We start from the raw sequence: 18,465 nt of genomic DNA on the forward strand, positions 1-18,465 counted from the left end.
CAACCTTTTTTATCCGCATTTGTTCATAAACTATTGATCCCATTGTGTTCTATTCGTTTTTGAGGAACGACTATTTACTTAATCAGTCGCCACCTATAAATATTCCAGATAATGGTAGATCAAAAACGGATAACACGGGTAAAGCGCCGATGATTATTTACCCTAAGCAGAAAAAATAATAACTAATAATCAAAATTTCTTTTATGCTATTTTTTCTTGTTGTGCTTTTATTAATCTGCTTATAGATTAATGTCTTTTATTACCGCAAAGGTCTTGTGGTAATCCTCTTCAAAGAGCTTTGTATCACTATTAATTGGTATTTATTCACCCAAGAATTTATTCCCTTTGAGAAGAAAAGGAAATGATTCTAAAAAGGTAGCAGCATATAAGAAGCTGTCAAATGTTTTTTTATACGTTTTATATATATTTTTTACCTCTATAATTATTTGCAGCATCCTATATGCAATGCACCATAATGGTAAGGTATACTGATAAATATTTTTCAACTCAATAAAATAACAAAGCTCTGGAGTAATTCAGGCTTTGTTATTTATAGTTCATCAACACCCATTTAACTATTTAAATTTACCTCAAAACCTCATCACCCCTTTCACATCTTCCTTTAAAAAGCTCGAAGGGTAGGTAGGCAGGCCGACTTTATTACCAAAAAGGCAATCTTGTAAAAGGTTGCTTTTGTTGGTTTTCTGTGTTCCTCTATAATAAATTGAATATTTTTTCTTCAAAATCCATTAGCACTATCCAATACATAAAAAATAGCATTATTGGTTGTATACTTGTTGAAGCTTGAAATATGGATGTAAGATTAGTAGAATAATTTTAATAGCAATACGCCAATTGCATATATTACGGTAACCGCAAATATGCCTCTAGCAGTTTTATCTTTTCTGGTATTAATATAAATGGTAAATACAATAGCATTGGCCAATAATGAAAAACTGAGCATGGCTGAAATTAAGTGTTTCTCAATGGCTAAAAATTGAATAAACTCTACAATGGTTAACCTTCTAAATCGCCAAAAATAAAAACCTAACATGCCGGCAAAAGGTGCTAACAAACCTAGTATAATACCTAATTGAATATTATCTTTTTTTAAAAACATTATAATTGCCAGTTGGTTTCTAATTGTTGTTTCAGTTGGTAGTCTGTTAAATCAAATGTAATGGGTACCAGGCTAACATAATTGTTATTGAGTGCCCACACATCGGTATCTTTTCCTTTATCAAAATTTACAAAATCGCCGGTAAGCCAATAGTATTTTCTTCCATGCGGATCGGTACGTTCAATAAAATCTTCTTCATATTTGGCATATGCTTGTCGGCATACTTTAATGCCTTTAATGAGTGTTGCATCTAATGCCGGAATATTTACATTAAACAACAAGTGTTTGGGTAATTTTCTTTTCAGCAACTGTTCTGTAATTTTTCGTACATAAATTTTGGCGGCAGTAAAATTTGCCTCCATACTATAATCTAAAAGTGAAAATCCGGCAGAGGGTATGCTTTCAATGGCAGCTTCCATAGCAGCACTCATGGTTCCACTATAAATTACATTAATACTATGGTTGGCACCATGATTAATGCCGCTTAAACAAATATCGGGTTTGCGATGTAGAATTTTATCTACCGCCAATTTTACACAATCAACCGGTGTACCATTGCAAGTATAAGCTTCTACACCATCTGTAAAATGTACTTTTTGTAACCGTAAGGGGTGCCCAATGGTAATGGCATGCCCCATGCCGCTTTGTGGTTTATCGGGTGCTACTACCACTACTCTTCCTAAATCCATCACTGCTTCTACCAATGCTTTGATGCCGGGTGCGCCAATACTATCATCGTTGGTAACCAATATAACCGGAAGTTCTTTTTTTACTTTTTTTGTCATGGGTGCAAGATACAATTTGAACGTAGTTTGTAGGGGTAAATTTTTTTTAGAATTAGATACTTTAAATGAAAAGTACCTATAAAATAAAGAAAACCGCCTCAATAAATATTGAGACGGCTTTAAAAGTTGTGATAAAAAAAAAGGGTAAAGTTTACAGGCCTAAAAATCCACCTTTATTCAAAGTTTTTTTGGCTTCTCCAATTTTAAACCCATTATTATAAATTTCAATTTTATATTCTCCACCTTCAAACTTGCTACCGGGTTTCCAGTTAAAAGTAGCTGGAAGGGTTTTGCCTTGCTCGTAATTTACTTCAACTGCGTTCGAATAGGCTTTGTCGCTACCATCTCTTAATTTAAAAGTACCTTCTGTGCCGGAGGGTGTACCATCGGGATTGGTAACACAAACATATAAGGTTTTTTTGCCGCTTGGTGTAATCCTGTTTTCATCAATATTGCAGGTAATCACAAACATGTCGGCTCTTTTGGCATTATTGGTGCTTACTTCTTTGCCGCTCTTTTTAACAATTACAGCTTTAACATTGATGTTAGAGGCATGCAGTGTAGAAGCAATGTCTTCAATATTGGCTTTTTCTGTTTGGGTTTTTGATAGGTTACCCTGTAACTCGGTATTTTGGCTGGTTAATTGGGTTTTTTCGGTAGTTAATTGCTGATTGGCAGCAGTTAATTGTTGATTTTCGCCCTTCAGTTGTTGAATTTCAGCAAATAAACTATCAATTTTTGCATTTAATTCTGCAATCATTTCTTTGGCCTGTTTTAATTCGGCTTCTGTAGCGTTCTTTTTGTTTAAAATACCTCTGATATTAGATTTTAATTTTAAAATCTCACTGTTTTTTTCGGCTAAAGCACCTTGTAATTTAACATTGCTGCCGGTTAATGAATCGGCTTTTGCAGAAGCATCATTAAACAATACCTGTAAAGAATCTTTTGCTGTTAAAGCAGTTGTAATTTGTGTTTCTTTTTGGGTAATAATATCTTTTGTTTTACTCTTGTCATAAATGATATAACCCCAGGTTAAAACAAGTGCAGCAATTAAAATACCATAAAAGGTTTTGCGATTGTCTTTTCCAGATGAGGAAGGTTGGCTTTGTGGGTTTTCTGTTGTATAACTCATAGTTGTATGTTTTACGGTACTAAAATAATCTTTGTAAATGTATTTTTATAGTGAAACTGTATTTAAATATTGGATTGTTTTTTATTTAGTAGGTATCTGTTAACCAAACAGGCTACTTTTCTTGAGTAAAATAGATCCCTGACCTATTTTATATCCATTTTGGTAAACCATAATGGTATAATCGCCGGGCTGATAATCTTCATTGTTGCGCCAGTTTAAATTAACCGTTACAGTTTTACCCTGCTCATATTGCACTACTACTTTTATAGTATAAGGTTTTACACCTTCTTTTTTAGTAAGGATGGTATTGCCGGAAGAAACAATAACACCATCTGGGTTAATGATACAGATGTATAATTCTTTTTCGCCGCTGGGTGCTATTCTGTTTTCATCCAAATCAAAATTGATTCGCAAAATATCTGCTTTTTTGGCAATGGTAATCATTTTCTCTTTACCATTGTTGCGTAATTTTAATGCTTCAATACTAAAATTGGAAGCATGCAGTGTAGAAGCCTCATTGGTTATATAATTGTTGAATGCAACCGTTTTACTAAGGGTATCCTGTAAGTGGGCTTTGTCATTGTTTAACTGTTCATTGGCTAAAGTTAATGCCTGGTTTTTACTTTGCAAAAGTGCCAGTTCATTGTATAAATCATTCACTTTTTCATTTAATTCATCAATCATTTTTTTGGCCTGTAACAATTGTGTAGCAGTAGTATTGCGTTGTTGCAATAATGCCACAATATTGTTTTTTAAATGTTGAATGGTTTTGTTTTTATCAGCCAGTTTATCAATTAACTGAATGTGCTTGCCGGTTAAAGAATCTAATCGGGCAGAGGTGGCATTGAATTCAACCCTTAATTCAGCCTTTGAACTATCAATGGCATTTACCTGTACCTGTAATTGTTCTTTAGAATGGGTGGTGGTACTTTTATCATAAATAATATAAGCCCATGTTCCTAATAACATTACTACAAAAAGCGAATAAATCCAGTTTCTTTTATCTTTTTTAGCAACCTGTTGCGGTTCTATTGGTTCGTAAAGCATAACTTTAATGTAATATTTTTTTAAAAATTATTTTCATGCAACTCAGCGATTTATTGGTATTGGATATTGAAACCGTTCCTCAAACTGCTCATTATGACGAGCTGTCTGAAAGGAGGAAATCATTATGGTGGAATAAAATTTCTAAAACCGTGCCAGAAAATATTACACCTGAAGAAAGTTATCGTATGCGGGCGGGTATTTTGGCCGAATTTGGCAAAATTATTTGCATTTCAACTGCTTTTTTTTATGAAAATGAAGCCAAAGAAATTTGTTTAAAAGTAAAGAGTATTTATGGTGATGATGAACGTCCGATTTTAGAAAATTTTTCGCTGCTATGTAGTAAAATGAGTAGTATTCATCATGGTTTTACCTTTGCCGGCCACAATATAAAGGAGTTTGATATACCCTATATTTGCCGGCGCATGATTATTAATGGATTACCCTTACCGGCCTGCCTGCAGTTGCACAACAGAAAGCCCTGGGAAGTAAAAATGATGGATACTTTAAACTGGTGGAAATTTGGGGATAACAAAAATTATATTTCTCTCGATTTATTAGCCGAAGTACTCCAAATACCTACCTCTAAAACCGATATAAATGGTAGTATGGTGCAGGAAGTGTACTATAAAGAAAAAAATTTAAGCCGTATTGTTAGCTATTGCGAACGCGATGTGGTGGTAACAGCCAATATCATTCTTCGGTTTATGCAATTGCCCATATTGAAAGAAAATCAGGTACTTGTTGTGCATTGATGTGTATCATGATGTAAACATACCTCCTGTATTTATGCACAAATAAAAAAGATGGCTGGCAAAGCATGCCTATCCACTTATTTTTGTGGGTATGAGTTTCGAAAAAATTCTAACCGACTGGCAAAAGCAACAGTTTAAACCAATTTATTGGTTAGAAGGCGAGGAGCCTTACTTTATTGACCATTTAATGCAATTTGCCGAAGATAAATTACTAACCGAAGCTGAAAAGGGATTTAATTTAACTGTATTTTATGGTCGGGATACCGATTGGGCGCAACTGATTAATGCCTGTAGACGATACCCCATGTTTGCCGATAAGCAAGTGGTGCTATTGAAAGAGGCACAACAAATGAAGGATATTGAAAAATTAGAGGCTTATATAGAACAGCCACTTACTTCTACTATTTTAATTGTAGGCTATAAGGAGAAAAAACTAGATGGCCGCCTTAAAATGGCAAAGCTTTTAAAGCAAAAACATGAGGTATTTACTACCCGAAAATTATATGAGAACGAATTGCCGGTTTGGGTAAAGCAAACTGCACAAAATATGGGTTATGTTATTCAACCCAAAGCTTTATCACTTTTGGTGGATGCCATTGGCAATGATTTAAATCGGCTGTATAATGAAATTGAAAAACTAACCCTTAATTTAAAAGGCAGAAAAGAAATTACAGAAGATGATGTGGAAGAATATGTGGGTATTAGCAAAGAGTTCAATGTTTTTGAACTGCAAAGTGCCATTGCTCAAAAAAACCTGGGAAAGGCCATTAAAATTATTCAGTATTTTGATGCCAACCCAAAGGCAGGGCCGTTACAAATGGTATTGCCGGCTATTCATGGATTTTTTTGCAGGGTATTGTTAATTCATGCTGCAGGCGGCCCTAAAAATATTGCTGCAATCATTGGCAGTAATCACCCCAATGCCATTGCCGATCATACTGCTGCTGTTAAATATTACAGTTATCAGCAAACACAGCAAATACTGTTATTATTACATGAATACAATTTAAAAAGTATTGGTATTCATGATGCAGGTAGTTCCGGTGCCGATTTAATGAAAGAGTTGGTGGTTAAAATAATGTTATAATGCCGTTAATCATGCAGTACGTTCAGTACAGCGCGTTTATCAATGGCTAATTGTTGTTGTAATGCTTCTAAGCCACTTAATTGCATATCTCCTCTAATATAATCTAAAATAGCAACCTGTACCGTTGCGCCATAAATATCGCGGTTAAAATCAAAAATATTTACTTCAATTACTCTTCGTTTGCCATTTACTACAGGCCTGCTGCCAATATACATCATACCTTTAAAAGCTATGGCAGCAGATTGGTTGGCTGCTGATTCCTTATAATAAAAATGCACGGCATACACCCCATCACCCGGTACCAATTTATCAGGATGGGCTAATTGTATATTAGCAGTAGGGTAACCAATGGTTCTGCCCAACTGATCGCCGGTAATTACAGTGCCTGCAAAAAAATAATCATACCCTAATAAATGCTTAGCTGTTGCAATATCGCACTGCAGTAATGCTTTCCGGATGCGGGTTGAACTAATGGCTGCGGCTTCAATTAATTGAACCGGTATTTCCTTCACGAAAAATCCTAATGCTTTACCGTATTTTTCCAATAATGCAAAGTTTCCGGTACGATCGTGCCCAAAATGATGGTCGTAGCCAATAATAATGGTGTACGGATGAAATTTTTCAAATAAAAAATTTTTAATATAAGACTCAGCACTTAATTTAGAAAAATCTTCATCAAAGGGAACCACTACCAAATGATCAATACCTTCTTTTTCTATTAAAAAAATTTTTTCTTCAAGCGTAGATAATACTTTAATATCCGGCACATCGCCCACAATTTTTCTGGGATGCGGATGAAAAGTAATGACCACTGTTTCCCCATTTACGGTAGCAGCTTCCGATTTTAATTGCTGTAAAATGGTTCTATGGCCAATATGCACACCATCAAACGTGCCAATGGTAACCACTGCATGATGAAATTTGGGTAATGAAGTGAGATTTCTGTGTACTTGCATAAGGCTTATTTAGTATGCCATTGATGTGCTTTGCTAAAGCAACTGATTTTTCAGGTATGCAAATTTAATACAAAGCATTGCTACAAAAATTCGTTAGCACAATTGTATGTAAGCTTTGTTTAACTTTGCCCCGATTGTGTACATTAAATCTTTTTCATGTCATTATATGCTCAAAGGGGCGTTTCTGCCCAAAAAGAAGAAATTCATCAGGCTATCAAAAATTTGAATCAGGGATTATATGCCAATGCTTTCTGCAAAATATATCCTGATTACCTGGGTGGTGATGAGCAAATGATAAATGTAAGCCATGCCGATGGTGCGGGCACCAAATCAATTTTAGCTTATTTGTATTGGAAAGAAACTGGTAATACGGATGTTTGGAAGGGCATTGCACAGGATGCTGTAGCCATGAATATTGATGACCTGTTATGTATTGGCATTTATGATAAAATGATTTTTGCTTCTACAATTGATAGAAATAAACATTTGATTGATGGGGCAATTATAGAACAACTAATCAATGGCACACAGCATTTTTTTAATCAATTAGCTGCTTATGGCATTCACATACACTATTTAGGAGGTGAAACGGCCGATGTGGGCGATGTGGTGCGCACCATTGCCGTTAACGGAACCATTGCTGCACGATGGCCTAAAAACAAATTAATTACAAACAATAAAATTGATGCCGGAAATGTAATTGTTGGTTTTGCCAGCAGTGGCCAGGCAACTTATGAAACAACTTATAATAGTGGATTAGGCAGCAACGGTTTAACCAGCGCCAGGCATGATGTATTGAGTAAATGGTATGCACAACATTATCCCGAAACGTTTGAACCAACCCTTCCCGATGATGTAGTTTATATCGGCAATAAAAGATTAACAGATACCATTGCCATTGATGAAAAAAATTATACAGTAGGCCAATTATTATTATCGCCAACCCGTACTTATGCACCGTTGGTAAAACAATTGTTAGAACAACAATTTGAAGATATTTATGGAATAATTCATTGCAGCGGCGGCGGACAAACCAAATGCATGAAATACCTGCCCAGACCTTTGAAAGTGGTGAAGAATAATTTGTTGCCCATACCAATAGTTTTTCAATTGATTCAACAAAATTCAGGAGCTGATAACAAAGAAATGTTTCAAGTATTTAATATGGGGCATCGGCTAGAAGTTTTTACCAATGAAAAAGCTGCTCAACAAATGATTGCAACGGCTGCTCAGTTTAATATTGAAGCTGCAATTATTGGCCATACCGAAGCAGCCCGGCAAAATGAATTATTTATTCAAGGTGCATTTGGCTCTATTCAATATACTTATTAACACAATTGAAAGCCCTTTTTACTTAATTTTAAGCATCTGTAATACAAAAAATTATTGCGCTATCATGGAACCAGTTGTAACACTCAGTAATGCCAATATATATCAGGGATCTACTTTAATACTGCAGGATGTAAATTTTACCATTGAAAAAGGAGAATTTGTGTATTTGGTTGGTAAAACCGGAACCGGTAAAAGTAGTTTATTAAAAACCTTGTATGGCGAATTACCCCTTCGGGAAGGGCAGGGTAACGTAGTAGGGTTTAACCTGCGTGAGATGAATTGGAAAAAAGTGCCCTATTTAAGAAGAAATCTGGGTGTTGTTTTTCAGGATTTTCAATTATTAACCGATAGAAATATTCATCAAAATCTTCGTTTTGTATTAAGAGCAACCGGATGGAAAGATGAACGTTTAATGGATGAAAAAATTAATGATGTTTTAGATAAAGTTGGTTTAAAAAGCAAAGGCTTTAAAATGGCTTTTGAAATTAGCGGAGGCGAACAACAAAGAGTTGATATTGCCCGTGCACTACTCAATTCTCCTAAATTAATTTTAGCAGATGAACCTACCGGAAATCTGGATCCCGAAACCAGTGATGAAATTATGCAGTTGTTGTTTCAAATTGCGAAAGACTATGGTACCACCATAATCATGGCCACCCACGATTTTATTGTGATTAATCGTTACCCCTCACGTATGTTAAAAACCGAACGAGGGCAAGTAACAGATATTCCTCTATCTGCGAATGCATCTTTCTCTTAATGGTATGAACAAAAAAATATCCGGTAGTGAAAATGCTACTATTGTTATAAGCGAGGTATTACAATCAGAACTACAACAATTGGTTGAACTGAGTCGCAGTACTTTTTTTGATGCCTATCATGCTTATAATTCTGCAGAAAATATGCAGTTATATTTAGATGCCAATTTGAATGATGAAACCATTTTTCAGGAATGGAAAAAAAATCCCGATTGTTATTTTTATATTGCCTGGTTAGGTAGCACACCTGTTGGTTATTGCAAATTGGCACGCCATACACAACCAGATACCTTGCATTTTACTCATGCACTTGAAATTGCCCGGTTGTATGTTGTGAACAATTACAAAAACCTGGGAATTGGCAAACAGTTGATTGAACTGGCTAAAAATGTTGCTAAACAAAATGCATGCAGCCTGCTTTGGCTTATTGTATGGAAACAAAACTATGCGGCTATTTCATTTTATGAAAAGCAGGGTTTTACCATAGCAGGTGAGCAACAGTTTATTTTAGGAAAGGATGTTCAGTTGGATTGGGTAATGCAAACCGCAGTTGGTAATACTTAAAGCAACGCTGGTAATTTTGATGGCGAGTATGCTAATGCGGAAGTTTTTCGCGAATGGCACCATATACCCAGGTTCCCACAATGGCACTAAATAAAACTACCAATATTACGGTAATACCCGAACCAATCAGTACAAAAAGCGGACCCGGACAGGCACCGGTCATCGCCCATCCTAAACCAAATATAATGCCACCATAAACCTGTCCTTTGCTGAATTTTTTCTGTATAAAAACGATGGGCTCTCCATGAATGGTTTTTAAATGTAATTTTTTGATGAGGAACACACCTGTTGCACCTGTAATTACTGCAGAGCCAATTACCCCATACATGTGAAAGCTTTGCAAATGAAACATTTCCTGTATCCGAAACCAGGAAATCACTTCTGCTTTGATTAAAATAATGCCAAAAATAATTCCGGCAATCCCATATTTTAAATTATACCACCAGGGATGTTGTAAACTACTGTCATTGGTGCACATAGCATCTAATGAACGAACTTCAAAATCAGTATTTGTATCTATTTTTTGTATGGTTGTTGTGTTTTGCATGGTTATAATTGTAAAATAAAAGGTAAAATAAAGTTGGCCATTAAAAATCCGCCAATCATAAAACAAATGGTGGCAATGAATGAAGGTAATTGCAGATTGCTGAGTCCGTTAATGGCATGTCCTGATGTGCATCCTCCGGCATAACGGGTACCGAACCCAACTAAAAATCCGCCCACCACCATCATAATAAATCCTCTTAGCGTTAATAAGCCCTGCCAACTAAAAATGGCAGCAGGCATTAAACTATTGTTTTCCTGTACTTGGTAATAGCTTAAGTTATTGAGTAGAACCGGATTTATAACTATGGGTTGCCCGTTGGTTAGCCAATTGGATGCTACCCATCCACCTATAACTACTCCGCCCACAAAAAATAAATTCCATTGTTCAGCTTTCCAGTTATAATTAAAAAAGGGCAGCTTGGCAGGTAAACATGCTGCACATATATGCCTGAGAGAGGATGAGATGCCAAATACTTTATTGCCCAATAACAACAATAGCGGAACCATTAAACCAATTAAAGGCCCGGAAACATACCAAGGCCAGGGTTGTTGAAGCCAGTGCAACATATTTTCTATTTTTCTACAAAAATAGTAGATTATTGTGTAAATGCATTTTCTACTATCTCATCCATAGAAATAGACATGTGGCTTTCATCGTACACGCAGCTTCCGTTCTTAATTAAAAGTATTTGTGGGGATTCGTGTTGAACCTGAAAATAGTCGGCAACTTTTGCAGAGAGTGAACGGTATTGAATTAAATCTAAAAAATAAAAATCAACGCCTTCTGGCATTGCTGCACGTTCTAATCGGTTGAGTGACGTACTGCTAATACTGCAACGGGTGCTATGCTTAAATATTACCTGAGGAGTTTTGAATGAGGCCTGTTTTATTTGCGCTAATTGATCTTCTGTGGAAAGCACTTTCCAGTTCATACGCACTTTTTTATGCAAAGTAACAAAAAAAAGCAGTTATGGTTTAAAGTAATTTTTGTTGGTAGTAGGGCAACCACGTCCTCTGGATGACACACAGGAACTAACGGTAAAAGCTACCATTATTAAAAGTGTTGCCGCAATAATAATTTTTCTCATAAAAAATGTGTTTGTTCAAATTGGCTGTTTACCAAAATTCAAAGATAAGAATTCGTTACAAAATGTTGCTTTAATGCTGTTTTTTTATTTACCTATGCACTTAAACGTTAAAACAAGTAATAAATTTTATGCCAAATATTCATTTTATTGCCATTGGAGGAAATGTAATGCATCAATTGGCCATTACGCTTGCCAAAAAAGGGTATACCATTACAGGTTCGGATGATGAAATATTTGAACCGGCACTTTTTAACTTAAAAGCTGCAGGTTTATTACCCAATGCGCTGGGATGGTTTCCTTTAAAAATTACAAATAATTTAGATGCAGTGGTTGCAGGTATGCACGCCAGGGAAGATAATCCGGAGTTAATGCAGGCAAAAACATTAGGTATTCCAATTTATTCATTTCCCGAATTTATTTTTAATGAAAGCCGGAATAAAAAGCGGGTAGTGATAGGGGGTAGTCATGGTAAAACCACCACAACTGCCATGATTATGCATGTTTTGCAACAACAACAATTAAAATTTGATTACCTGATTGGAGCTCAACTCAATGGTTTTGAGCAATCCGTTCAACTGACCAATGCGCCAGTTATTGTTTGTGAGGGCGATGAATATCCGGCAAGTGCATTAGATAAAAGGCCTAAATTTCATTTCTTATTCCCACACATAGCTGTAATAACAGGTATTGCATGGGATCACATCAATGTATTTCCAACTTTTGAAATCTATAAAACACAGTTCGAAATTTTTATATCGAAAATAGAACAGCATGGTATACTGGTTTACAATGCTGCCGATGCCGTATTAAAAGATTTGGTTGAAAAACATCCCCGAAATGATATTCAATACATTCCTTATATTTTGCCTGAACACGAAGTGAAGGATGGTATTACCTATATTACAATTGAAGGCATTACCACGCCATTAAAGGTTTTTGGAAATCATAATCTCTTTAACTTAAATGCTGCCTATTTTGTTTGCAAAGCGCTGGGTATTAACGCAGCCGCTTTTTTAGCTGCCATGTGTAGTTTTACCGGTGCCAGCAAGCGATTGGAAGTTATTATGCAAACAGATGATATAACCATTTTCAGGGACTTTGCACATGCACCCAGTAAAGTAAAAGCAACCATTGAGGCAGTAAAACAACAATATCCGAACCGACATTTAACGGCAGTATTTGAATTACATACTTATAGTAGCCTCAACGCCTCTTTTTTCAAAGAGTATCAGGGCGTTTTTCAAATGGCCGACTCCTGTGCGGTGTTTTATGCAGAACATGCATTAGCCATTAAAAAAATGCCGCTTATTAACGAAGCATTATTAAAAGAAGGCTTTGCAAAACCGGAGGTATGCATTTTTCATAACAAAGAAGCATTACAAAATTGGTTACACCAACAGCCTAAACATCATGTAAATATATTATTGATGAGCAGTGGCAATTTTGATGGTTTGAATTTAAATGAATTGCAAAAAGCATTCAAGTGATCATTCAACAAACATTTTAACAGAATACAAGGTAAACAGGCTAATCTGTATTACTTTCGTTTACAATCAATTCTTTTCTTTGCAGTTTTAAACGTTATTTATGAACATTCAATTGAACAAACCTGTTGCTACCATTGATTTAGAAACAACCGGTATTAATATTGGCACCGATAAAATTGTAGAAATTGCCATTGTTAAAATAATGCCCGATGGTACCCGGCAGGTGAAACGTAAACTCATCAATCCGGGAATGCCCATTCCAAAAGGCGCATCAGATGTGCATGGCATTACAGATGAAATGGTAAAAAATGCACCAACTTTTAAACAGGTAGCCAACGAAATAAAACAATTTATTGGCAATGCCGATTTATGTGGCTATAATAGCAACCGGTTTGATATACCTATGCTAATTGAAGAATTTTCACGGTCGGGGCTTGACTTTTCAATTGAAGGAAGAAAGTTTATTGATGTTCAAAAAATATTTCATTTAAAAGAACAAAGAACCCTGAGTGCAGCGTATAAATTTTACTGCAATAAACAATTAGATGGCGCTCATGGTGCCGAAGTGGATGCAATGGCAACCTGGGAAATTCTGGAGGCACAGGTAGAACGTTATCCGGATATTGGTAAAACTACCGATGAATTAGCAAAGTTTTCAGGTGAAGATGATATGGTAGATTTTGCACGTAGATTTATTAAAGTGAATGGAGTGGAAGTATTCAATTTTGGCAAACACAAAGGTAAACCGGTAACACAGGTACTAAAAGAAGAACCACAGTATTACGATTGGATGATGAAAGGCGATTTTCCGATGAATACCAAGCAAAAGTTTACCGAAATACTCAATAGAACTTACTTAAAAAAGGATAAAAATTAAAAATGCCTCAGTATTTATAAAAATTAGTAAATCATTTCACTTCATATTTGCAGGAACTTTGTATTTTCAGGTTTAAGTATTTATACAGTTGGAAAAAATCGTTATTATACCCACTTACAATGAAGTTGAAAATATTGTTTCAATTGTTGAAACTGTTTTTGCTTTAAACCAAAACTATCATGTATTGGTGATTGATGATGGCTCGCCTGATGGAACTGCAAATGCAGTAAAAAATCTTTTTTCAAAATATCCCGGTGCTTTATTTTTAGAAGAACGAAAGGGTAAATTAGGATTAGGTACCGCATATATTCATGGTTTTAGATGGGCATTGGCAAACGGGTATCAATTTATTTTTGAAATGGATGCGGATTTCTCTCACAATCCTGCCGATTTGGAACGGTTGTATCAAGCCTGTAAATTCAATGGTACCGATGTGGCAATTGGTAGCCGTTATACAAAAGGCGGAAAGGTTGAAAATTGGCCATTAGACAGACACATCTATTCAAAAGGCGGTGCAATTTATACAAGGCTCATTACTTTTATGCCGGTTAAAGACCCAACGGCAGGCTTTATCTGTTATAAAAGAAAAGTATTGCAAACCATTAATTTTGATGCTATCACATTTGTTGGGTATGCCTTTCAAATAGAAATGAAATTTGCAGCATGGAAACTGGGATTTACCATCAAAGAAGTACCTATCACTTTTATCGACCGAAAAATTGGCGTCAGTAAAATGAGTAAAGGCATTTTAAAGGAAGGGGTATTTGGTGTTATTAAAATTCAATGGCTCAGCATGTTTAAAAATTACCGTAAAAAAGTGGCTGCAATACAATCATCTGGTATATCTAAACAGGTTACAGACGTTCATTAGTATTTATTTTTCCGTTTTTATTTTATTAGTACTGGCACATGAAGCAATCGCTTATTCAACTGCACATATCTGTTTTATTAGCGGGCTTTACAGGCGTTTTCGGCGTTTTAATTCAGTTAAATGAATTGCCCTTAGTATGGTACAGAATGGGCATAACCTTCATTACCTTAATATTTATTCTTGTACTTCGAAAACAAAAACTGCAATTAGCCTTTCGTAAAATAATGATACTAATCGGTATTGGTATGCTAATTGCACTTCATTGGGTACTTTTTTATGCCAGCATAAAATTTGCCAATGTATCAATTGGGTTGGTTTGTTTTGCCGCAACCAGTTTATTTACGGCATTGATAGAACCATTGTTGAACAACACACAATGGAAGAAAGCTGAATTGTTGTTGGGATTGTTGAGTCTGTTAGGGATTTATATCATTTTTCAATTTGATATCAGATACAGAACCGGTATTTTATTTGGATTAAGTTCAGCGCTCATTGCAGCTTTATTCTCAGTTCTGAATAAGAAAAATATTACCACAGCTGCTCCTCAAACCATCATGTTATTTGAAATGGGTGGTGGTTTTTTGTTTTTAACGCTGTTGTTGCCCGGCTATGTATTGTGTTTTCCTGATGCCAAATGGATTCCTTCATTTGCTGATATTTTTTGGTTGTTCATTTTGGCATGGTTTTGTACGGTTTTAGCCATGGAACTGATGCTGAAAGCTTTGCATAACGTATCGGCCTTTACGCAAAATTTAACTTTGAATCTGGAACCGGTTTATGGTATTTTACTGGCTTTTATTATTTTTCATGAAAACAGATACCTGCAAAATACTTTTTATGTTGGAATGGCCTGTATTGTATTTTCTGTTGCCATACAAATGCAGCGAATTGTAAAAGGTCGTAAACACTGATTCAATTAAATATGCCTTTCTGTAAAAAATTTACACCATTTTTCTGGATATTATTCTAAGTGTATATGGAGTAATTAATTACAACTTATTCGGTTTTAGCATTCGCTTCATGGCAATTCGGCTATTAGTCATTCTTTGCATTGGATTAGTCCGTATTTATTTATCTTAGCAATCATTGAATGAAATGTATATGAGAAAATATGTATTCCTGCTATGCGCAGTTACTACTGCTTTAACAGCTTCTGCTCAAAAAAAAGTTTTAGATCATTCCGTATACGATGAATGGCAAAGTATTGGCGAAAAACAAATCAGTAATGATGGGCAAGTTGCGGTGTACACCATTGTACCACAAGAAGGAGATGGGCAGTTATGGATAAGAAATTTTTTAAAAGAGCAAAACAGGTGGGATACTGTTACAATCATCCCACGTGGCTATCAGGCTAAAATATCGAACGATGCGGCCTTTGTGGTTTGTAAAATAAAACCTTTGTATCAACAAATACGACAGGCAAAAATTCAAAAGGTAAAATCGGAAAATATGCCTAAAGACAGTATGGCCATCATTAATATACTTACCGGTCAGGTAACAAAAATAGCGGCTGTGCAAACATTTATGTTGCCTGAAAAAGGCAATGGTATATTGGTTTGTTTGAAAGAAAATATGCCTGCGCATGAACCTGTTGCCTCAGATTCTACAACCGTTTTAATGCAATTAAAAAAGAAGTTAAATGGTACACAAAAATTAGAAGACAGCCTAAAAAAACAGGTTCGGCTTTTAGAGGAGAAGGGCTTTCAATATTTCAATACCTATTCTGCCAAAACTTCAGAGAATAGTAATAAAATGAATGAGCCGGGTGTAAAAACTGATTTATACATTTTTCATTTACCCGATATGCAGCCGCAGGTTATACCTAAAGTACAACATGTACAACTTTCTAAATCAGGTAACACCATTGCATATGACCATTGGATGGCTTCCGAAAATTTTGCTGTGTATTGGTATCAAACTACATACAGACAAAGTAACAGCATTGCACAACACCTGCATGAAATCAATGGCTTAACAATTGATGATCAAGACACCCAATTGGCATTTGTTGCCGAAAAAGACAGCAGTAGTAAAGCATTACAGCGTTTTTTTAACCTGTACTATTATAAAAATGGAGATGACAGTGCCCGGTTAATTGTTCATCGATACACAAAAGGTGTTCAAAAAAATTGGGCAGTAAGCCAATATAGTAACAATCATTTTAGCGAGTCGGGTAAACGTTTGTTTTTTGGAACTGCACCCATACTACCTCCTAAAGATACCGCCACACCTGCATTTGAGCAGGCAGGATTGGATATTTGGCATTATGCCGATGAAGATATTATGCCGGCACAATTAAAAAATTTAGAAAGAACACTGCACAAAAATTATTTAGCCCGATACGATTTTAAGGCAGATACTGTTGTACAATTGGCCAATACAATTTTTGAAAATGTAATGGAGACCCAAAAGGGTGATGGCCGCTATTTTTATGCATATACCGATACCGGCAAACGCGTACAAAAACAATGGCAGGGATTTACTTTTAAAGATGTTTATGTCATCAATCCCAATACCGGCCATCGAAATAAAATTATTTATAATATTAAAATGCGTATGTATCCGTCTGTAAATGGTCAATTTCTTTTGGTATATAATGAAATTTTGAAAAAATACAACTGCTACAATGCTGAAACACAGCAATACTATACCGTTGGGAAAGATATTAATGTTGCACTTTATGATGAAACCAATGATGTGCCGGATGATCCCTATAATTATGGCGTAGCTGGGTTTACAGAAAATGATCAATTTATTTGGTTGTATGATCGTTTTGATATTTGGCAGGTAGATCCGATGGGAAAAGCCCGTTCAATTCAAATCACAAATGGAAGAGGTACAAAAACCCAATACCGCTATATTGCCATAAAAGATGAACCTTTTATTGTTTCAAATCAACCAGCATGGTTAAAAGTATTCAATGAACAAAATAAATATAGCGGTTTTGCACTTTCTTTTCCTGGTGCTCCATCTAATGCCACTATGCAGCGTAAAAATGAAATGGTTCTAAATGTTCCCAAATCTGTTAATGGAGTAGAACCCGATAAAAATTTACATTCCCTACTCTTCACGATGGAAGATTATATAAACAGTCCGAATGTGTTTATTCTCAATGAGCCAAAATTTTATCAGTTAAAATCTTTGCCTGTTCAGTTAACTGAACTCAATCTGCAGCAACAGCAATATAATTGGGGAACTGCACACCTGTTTAAATGGAAAGCTTATGATGGTAAAATGGCAGAAGGAATTCTTTATAAACCTGAGAATTTTGATAGTACAAAAAAATATCCCATGATTGTTTATTTCTATGAACGCAACAATCAAACATTATATAATTACATTCCACCTGCACCAACGCCATCCCGCTTAAATATTTCATTTTTTGTAAGCAGGGGTTATGTGGTTTTTGTGCCTGATATTTGGTATAGAAAAGGGCATCCCGGCGAAAGTGCATACGATTATATTGTAAGCGGTGCAAGGGCTGTGGTAAAATTAGGATTTGTAGACAGTACTACAATTGGAATTCAGGGGCAAAGCTGGGGAGGCTATCAAACCGCATATGTAATTACCAGAATCAATCTTTTTAAAGCAGCATGGGCCGGTGCTCCGGTTGTCAACATGTTTAGTGCTTATGGTGGTATTCGGTGGGAAACAGGTGTAAACCGCCAATTTCAATATGAAAAAACACAGAGCAGAATTGGGGCTGATATTTGGCAGCGACCTGATTTATATATAGAAAATTCGCCATTGTTTCACCTGAAAAAAATTCATACATCTTTGGTGATTATGAGTAATGATGCAGATGGCGCCGTACCATGGTATCAGGGTATTGAGTTTTATACGGCCATGCGGCGATTGAATAAACCGGTTTGGTTATTGGTATATAATGGTGAAGCACATAATTTAGTAGAACGCCGAAACAGAAAAGATATTCAAATAAGAGAACAACAATTTTTTGACTGGCAATTGAAAGGCGATCAACCTGCAAAATGGTTAACAGAAGGTGTACCCGCCGTTTTAAAAGGAAGAGATTGGGGATTGGAAACCAACTAATTCTATTTCA

The 18,465-nt window shown here is 35.7% G+C and carries 18 protein-coding genes; 10 read left to right on the forward strand and 8 right to left on the reverse strand.

Translation table 11 applies throughout. The features are described from left to right. Positions 1-823: 823 nt before the first annotated feature. The 4 genes from JK139_RS00005 to JK139_RS00020 form a co-directional block, all read right to left on the reverse strand. Complete coding sequence (locus JK139_RS00005) at positions 824-1,120, reverse strand: hypothetical protein (RefSeq protein ID WP_074418509.1); 297 nt, start codon at positions 1,118-1,120, stop codon at positions 824-826. Next, positions 1,120-1,905, reverse strand: coding sequence for a 5'/3'-nucleotidase SurE (gene surE, locus JK139_RS00010; RefSeq protein ID WP_074419464.1), 786 nt, complete (start codon positions 1,903-1,905; stop codon positions 1,120-1,122). The genes JK139_RS00005 and surE overlap by 1 nt, the downstream gene beginning before the upstream one ends. Positions 1,906-2,056: 151 nt before the next feature. Further along, positions 2,057-3,037 carry a hypothetical protein gene (locus JK139_RS00015; RefSeq protein ID WP_074418507.1) on the reverse strand — a complete coding sequence of 327 codons (981 nt, stop codon included), beginning with the start codon at positions 3,035-3,037 and terminating at the stop codon, positions 2,057-2,059. A gap of 99 nt (positions 3,038-3,136) precedes the next feature. Continuing rightward, positions 3,137-4,084 (reverse strand): hypothetical protein, encoded by a 948-nt coding sequence (locus JK139_RS00020; protein ID WP_074420261.1) that lies wholly within the window; start codon positions 4,082-4,084, stop codon positions 3,137-3,139. 35 nt (positions 4,085-4,119) lie between these two features. Between JK139_RS00020 and JK139_RS00025 the strand changes: the two genes are divergently transcribed. Together JK139_RS00025 and holA are read left to right on the forward strand one after the other, a co-directional pair. Beyond that, the gene (locus tag JK139_RS00025) at positions 4,120-4,836 is read left to right on the forward strand and encodes a ribonuclease H-like domain-containing protein (protein ID WP_074418505.1); all 717 of its coding nucleotides are present in this window, start codon (positions 4,120-4,122) and stop codon (positions 4,834-4,836) included. A gap of 91 nt (positions 4,837-4,927) precedes the next feature. Continuing rightward, positions 4,928-5,923: a DNA polymerase III subunit delta gene (gene holA, locus JK139_RS00030; protein ID WP_074419461.1), complete on the forward strand. Its 996-nt coding sequence runs from the start codon at positions 4,928-4,930 to the stop codon at positions 5,921-5,923. A 5-nt stretch (positions 5,924-5,928) separates the two neighbouring features. Here holA and JK139_RS00035 read toward each other — a convergent pair whose 3' ends face one another. Next, on the reverse strand, positions 5,929-6,879 hold the full coding sequence (locus tag JK139_RS00035) for a bifunctional riboflavin kinase/FAD synthetase (protein WP_074419460.1): 951 nt from the start codon (positions 6,877-6,879) through the stop codon (positions 5,929-5,931). A 156-nt stretch (positions 6,880-7,035) separates the two neighbouring features. Between JK139_RS00035 and JK139_RS00040 the strand changes: the two genes are divergently transcribed. The 3 genes from JK139_RS00040 to JK139_RS00050 all read left to right on the forward strand — a co-directional run bounded on the left by JK139_RS00040 (position 7,036) and on the right by JK139_RS00050 (position 9,533). After that, positions 7,036-8,211 carry an AIR synthase related protein gene (locus JK139_RS00040; protein WP_074419459.1) on the forward strand — a complete coding sequence of 392 codons (1,176 nt, stop codon included), beginning with the start codon at positions 7,036-7,038 and terminating at the stop codon, positions 8,209-8,211. Positions 8,212-8,275: 64 nt separating this feature from the next. After that, positions 8,276-8,971 carry a cell division ATP-binding protein FtsE gene (locus JK139_RS00045; protein ID WP_228733060.1) on the forward strand — a complete coding sequence of 232 codons (696 nt, stop codon included), beginning with the start codon at positions 8,276-8,278 and terminating at the stop codon, positions 8,969-8,971. 4 nt (positions 8,972-8,975) lie between these two features. Then, positions 8,976-9,533, forward strand: a complete 558-nt coding sequence (locus tag JK139_RS00050; protein ID WP_074419458.1) for a GNAT family N-acetyltransferase — start codon at positions 8,976-8,978, stop codon at positions 9,531-9,533. Between the two features lie 31 nt (positions 9,534-9,564). Here the strand turns inward: JK139_RS00050 and JK139_RS00055 are convergent, their stop codons facing one another. The 3 genes from JK139_RS00055 to ytxJ are packed head-to-tail and all read right to left on the reverse strand — an operon-like array spanning position 9,565 to position 11,011. Continuing rightward, positions 9,565-10,080 carry a DUF6691 family protein gene (locus JK139_RS00055; protein ID WP_074419457.1) on the reverse strand — a complete coding sequence of 172 codons (516 nt, stop codon included), beginning with the start codon at positions 10,078-10,080 and terminating at the stop codon, positions 9,565-9,567. Positions 10,081-10,082: 2 nt separating this feature from the next. Next, positions 10,083-10,646: a YeeE/YedE family protein gene (locus tag JK139_RS00060; RefSeq protein WP_074419456.1), complete on the reverse strand. Its 564-nt coding sequence runs from the start codon at positions 10,644-10,646 to the stop codon at positions 10,083-10,085. 29 nt (positions 10,647-10,675) lie between these two features. Continuing rightward, positions 10,676-11,011: a bacillithiol system redox-active protein YtxJ gene (gene ytxJ, locus JK139_RS00065; RefSeq protein WP_074419455.1), complete on the reverse strand. Its 336-nt coding sequence runs from the start codon at positions 11,009-11,011 to the stop codon at positions 10,676-10,678. A 284-nt stretch (positions 11,012-11,295) separates the two neighbouring features. Here ytxJ and JK139_RS00070 point away from each other — a divergent pair, with 284 nt between their 5' ends. The 5 genes from JK139_RS00070 to JK139_RS00090 all read left to right on the forward strand — a co-directional run bounded on the left by JK139_RS00070 (position 11,296) and on the right by JK139_RS00090 (position 18,455). After that, complete coding sequence (locus JK139_RS00070; RefSeq protein ID WP_074419454.1) at positions 11,296-12,654, forward strand: UDP-N-acetylmuramate--L-alanine ligase; 1,359 nt, start codon at positions 11,296-11,298, stop codon at positions 12,652-12,654. Positions 12,655-12,754: 100 nt separating this feature from the next. Further along, positions 12,755-13,531, forward strand: a complete 777-nt coding sequence (locus JK139_RS00075) for a 3'-5' exonuclease (protein ID WP_074420262.1) — start codon at positions 12,755-12,757, stop codon at positions 13,529-13,531. Between the two features lie 88 nt (positions 13,532-13,619). Then, positions 13,620-14,402, forward strand: a complete 783-nt coding sequence (locus JK139_RS00080) for a polyprenol monophosphomannose synthase (protein WP_074418296.1) — start codon at positions 13,620-13,622, stop codon at positions 14,400-14,402. 38 nt (positions 14,403-14,440) lie between these two features. After that, positions 14,441-15,313: a DMT family transporter gene (locus JK139_RS00085; protein WP_074419634.1), complete on the forward strand. Its 873-nt coding sequence runs from the start codon at positions 14,441-14,443 to the stop codon at positions 15,311-15,313. Positions 15,314-15,503: 190 nt separating this feature from the next. Continuing rightward, positions 15,504-18,455, forward strand: coding sequence for an alpha/beta hydrolase family protein (locus JK139_RS00090; protein WP_218330296.1), 2,952 nt, complete (start codon positions 15,504-15,506; stop codon positions 18,453-18,455). Positions 18,456-18,465 lie beyond the last annotated feature (10 nt).

This window comes from Hydrotalea lipotrueae, from assembly GCF_019249625.1.
Classification (GTDB): Bacteria; Bacteroidota; Bacteroidia; order Chitinophagales; family Chitinophagaceae; genus Hydrotalea; species Hydrotalea flava.

Excerpts from the sequence above, each read along its gene's own strand:
- JK139_RS00005 (WP_074418509.1), bottom strand. The coding sequence starts at position 1,120 with ATGTTTTTAAAAAAAGATAATATTCAATTAGGTATTATACTAGGTTTG.
- surE (WP_074419464.1), bottom strand. The coding sequence starts at position 1,905 with ATGACAAAAAAAGTAAAAAAAGAACTTCCGGTTATATTGGTTACCAAC.
- JK139_RS00015 (WP_074418507.1), bottom strand. The coding sequence starts at position 3,037 with ATGAGTTATACAACAGAAAACCCACAAAGCCAACCTTCCTCATCTGGA.
- JK139_RS00020 (WP_074420261.1), bottom strand. The coding sequence starts at position 4,084 with ATGCTTTACGAACCAATAGAACCGCAACAGGTTGCTAAAAAAGATAAA.
- JK139_RS00025 (WP_074418505.1), top strand. The coding sequence starts at position 4,120 with ATGCAACTCAGCGATTTATTGGTATTGGATATTGAAACCGTTCCTCAA.
- holA (WP_074419461.1), top strand. The coding sequence starts at position 4,928 with ATGAGTTTCGAAAAAATTCTAACCGACTGGCAAAAGCAACAGTTTAAA.
- JK139_RS00035 (WP_074419460.1), bottom strand. The coding sequence starts at position 6,879 with ATGCAAGTACACAGAAATCTCACTTCATTACCCAAATTTCATCATGCA.
- JK139_RS00040 (WP_074419459.1), top strand. The coding sequence starts at position 7,036 with ATGTCATTATATGCTCAAAGGGGCGTTTCTGCCCAAAAAGAAGAAATT.
- JK139_RS00045 (WP_228733060.1), top strand. The coding sequence starts at position 8,276 with ATGGAACCAGTTGTAACACTCAGTAATGCCAATATATATCAGGGATCT.
- JK139_RS00050 (WP_074419458.1), top strand. The coding sequence starts at position 8,976 with ATGAACAAAAAAATATCCGGTAGTGAAAATGCTACTATTGTTATAAGC.
- JK139_RS00055 (WP_074419457.1), bottom strand. The coding sequence starts at position 10,080 with ATGCAAAACACAACAACCATACAAAAAATAGATACAAATACTGATTTT.
- JK139_RS00060 (WP_074419456.1), bottom strand. The coding sequence starts at position 10,646 with ATGTTGCACTGGCTTCAACAACCCTGGCCTTGGTATGTTTCCGGGCCT.
- ytxJ (WP_074419455.1), bottom strand. The coding sequence starts at position 11,011 with ATGAACTGGAAAGTGCTTTCCACAGAAGATCAATTAGCGCAAATAAAA.
- JK139_RS00070 (WP_074419454.1), top strand. The coding sequence starts at position 11,296 with ATGCCAAATATTCATTTTATTGCCATTGGAGGAAATGTAATGCATCAA.
- JK139_RS00075 (WP_074420262.1), top strand. The coding sequence starts at position 12,755 with ATGAACATTCAATTGAACAAACCTGTTGCTACCATTGATTTAGAAACA.
- JK139_RS00085 (WP_074419634.1), top strand. The coding sequence starts at position 14,441 with ATGAAGCAATCGCTTATTCAACTGCACATATCTGTTTTATTAGCGGGC.
- JK139_RS00090 (WP_218330296.1), top strand. The coding sequence starts at position 15,504 with ATGAGAAAATATGTATTCCTGCTATGCGCAGTTACTACTGCTTTAACA.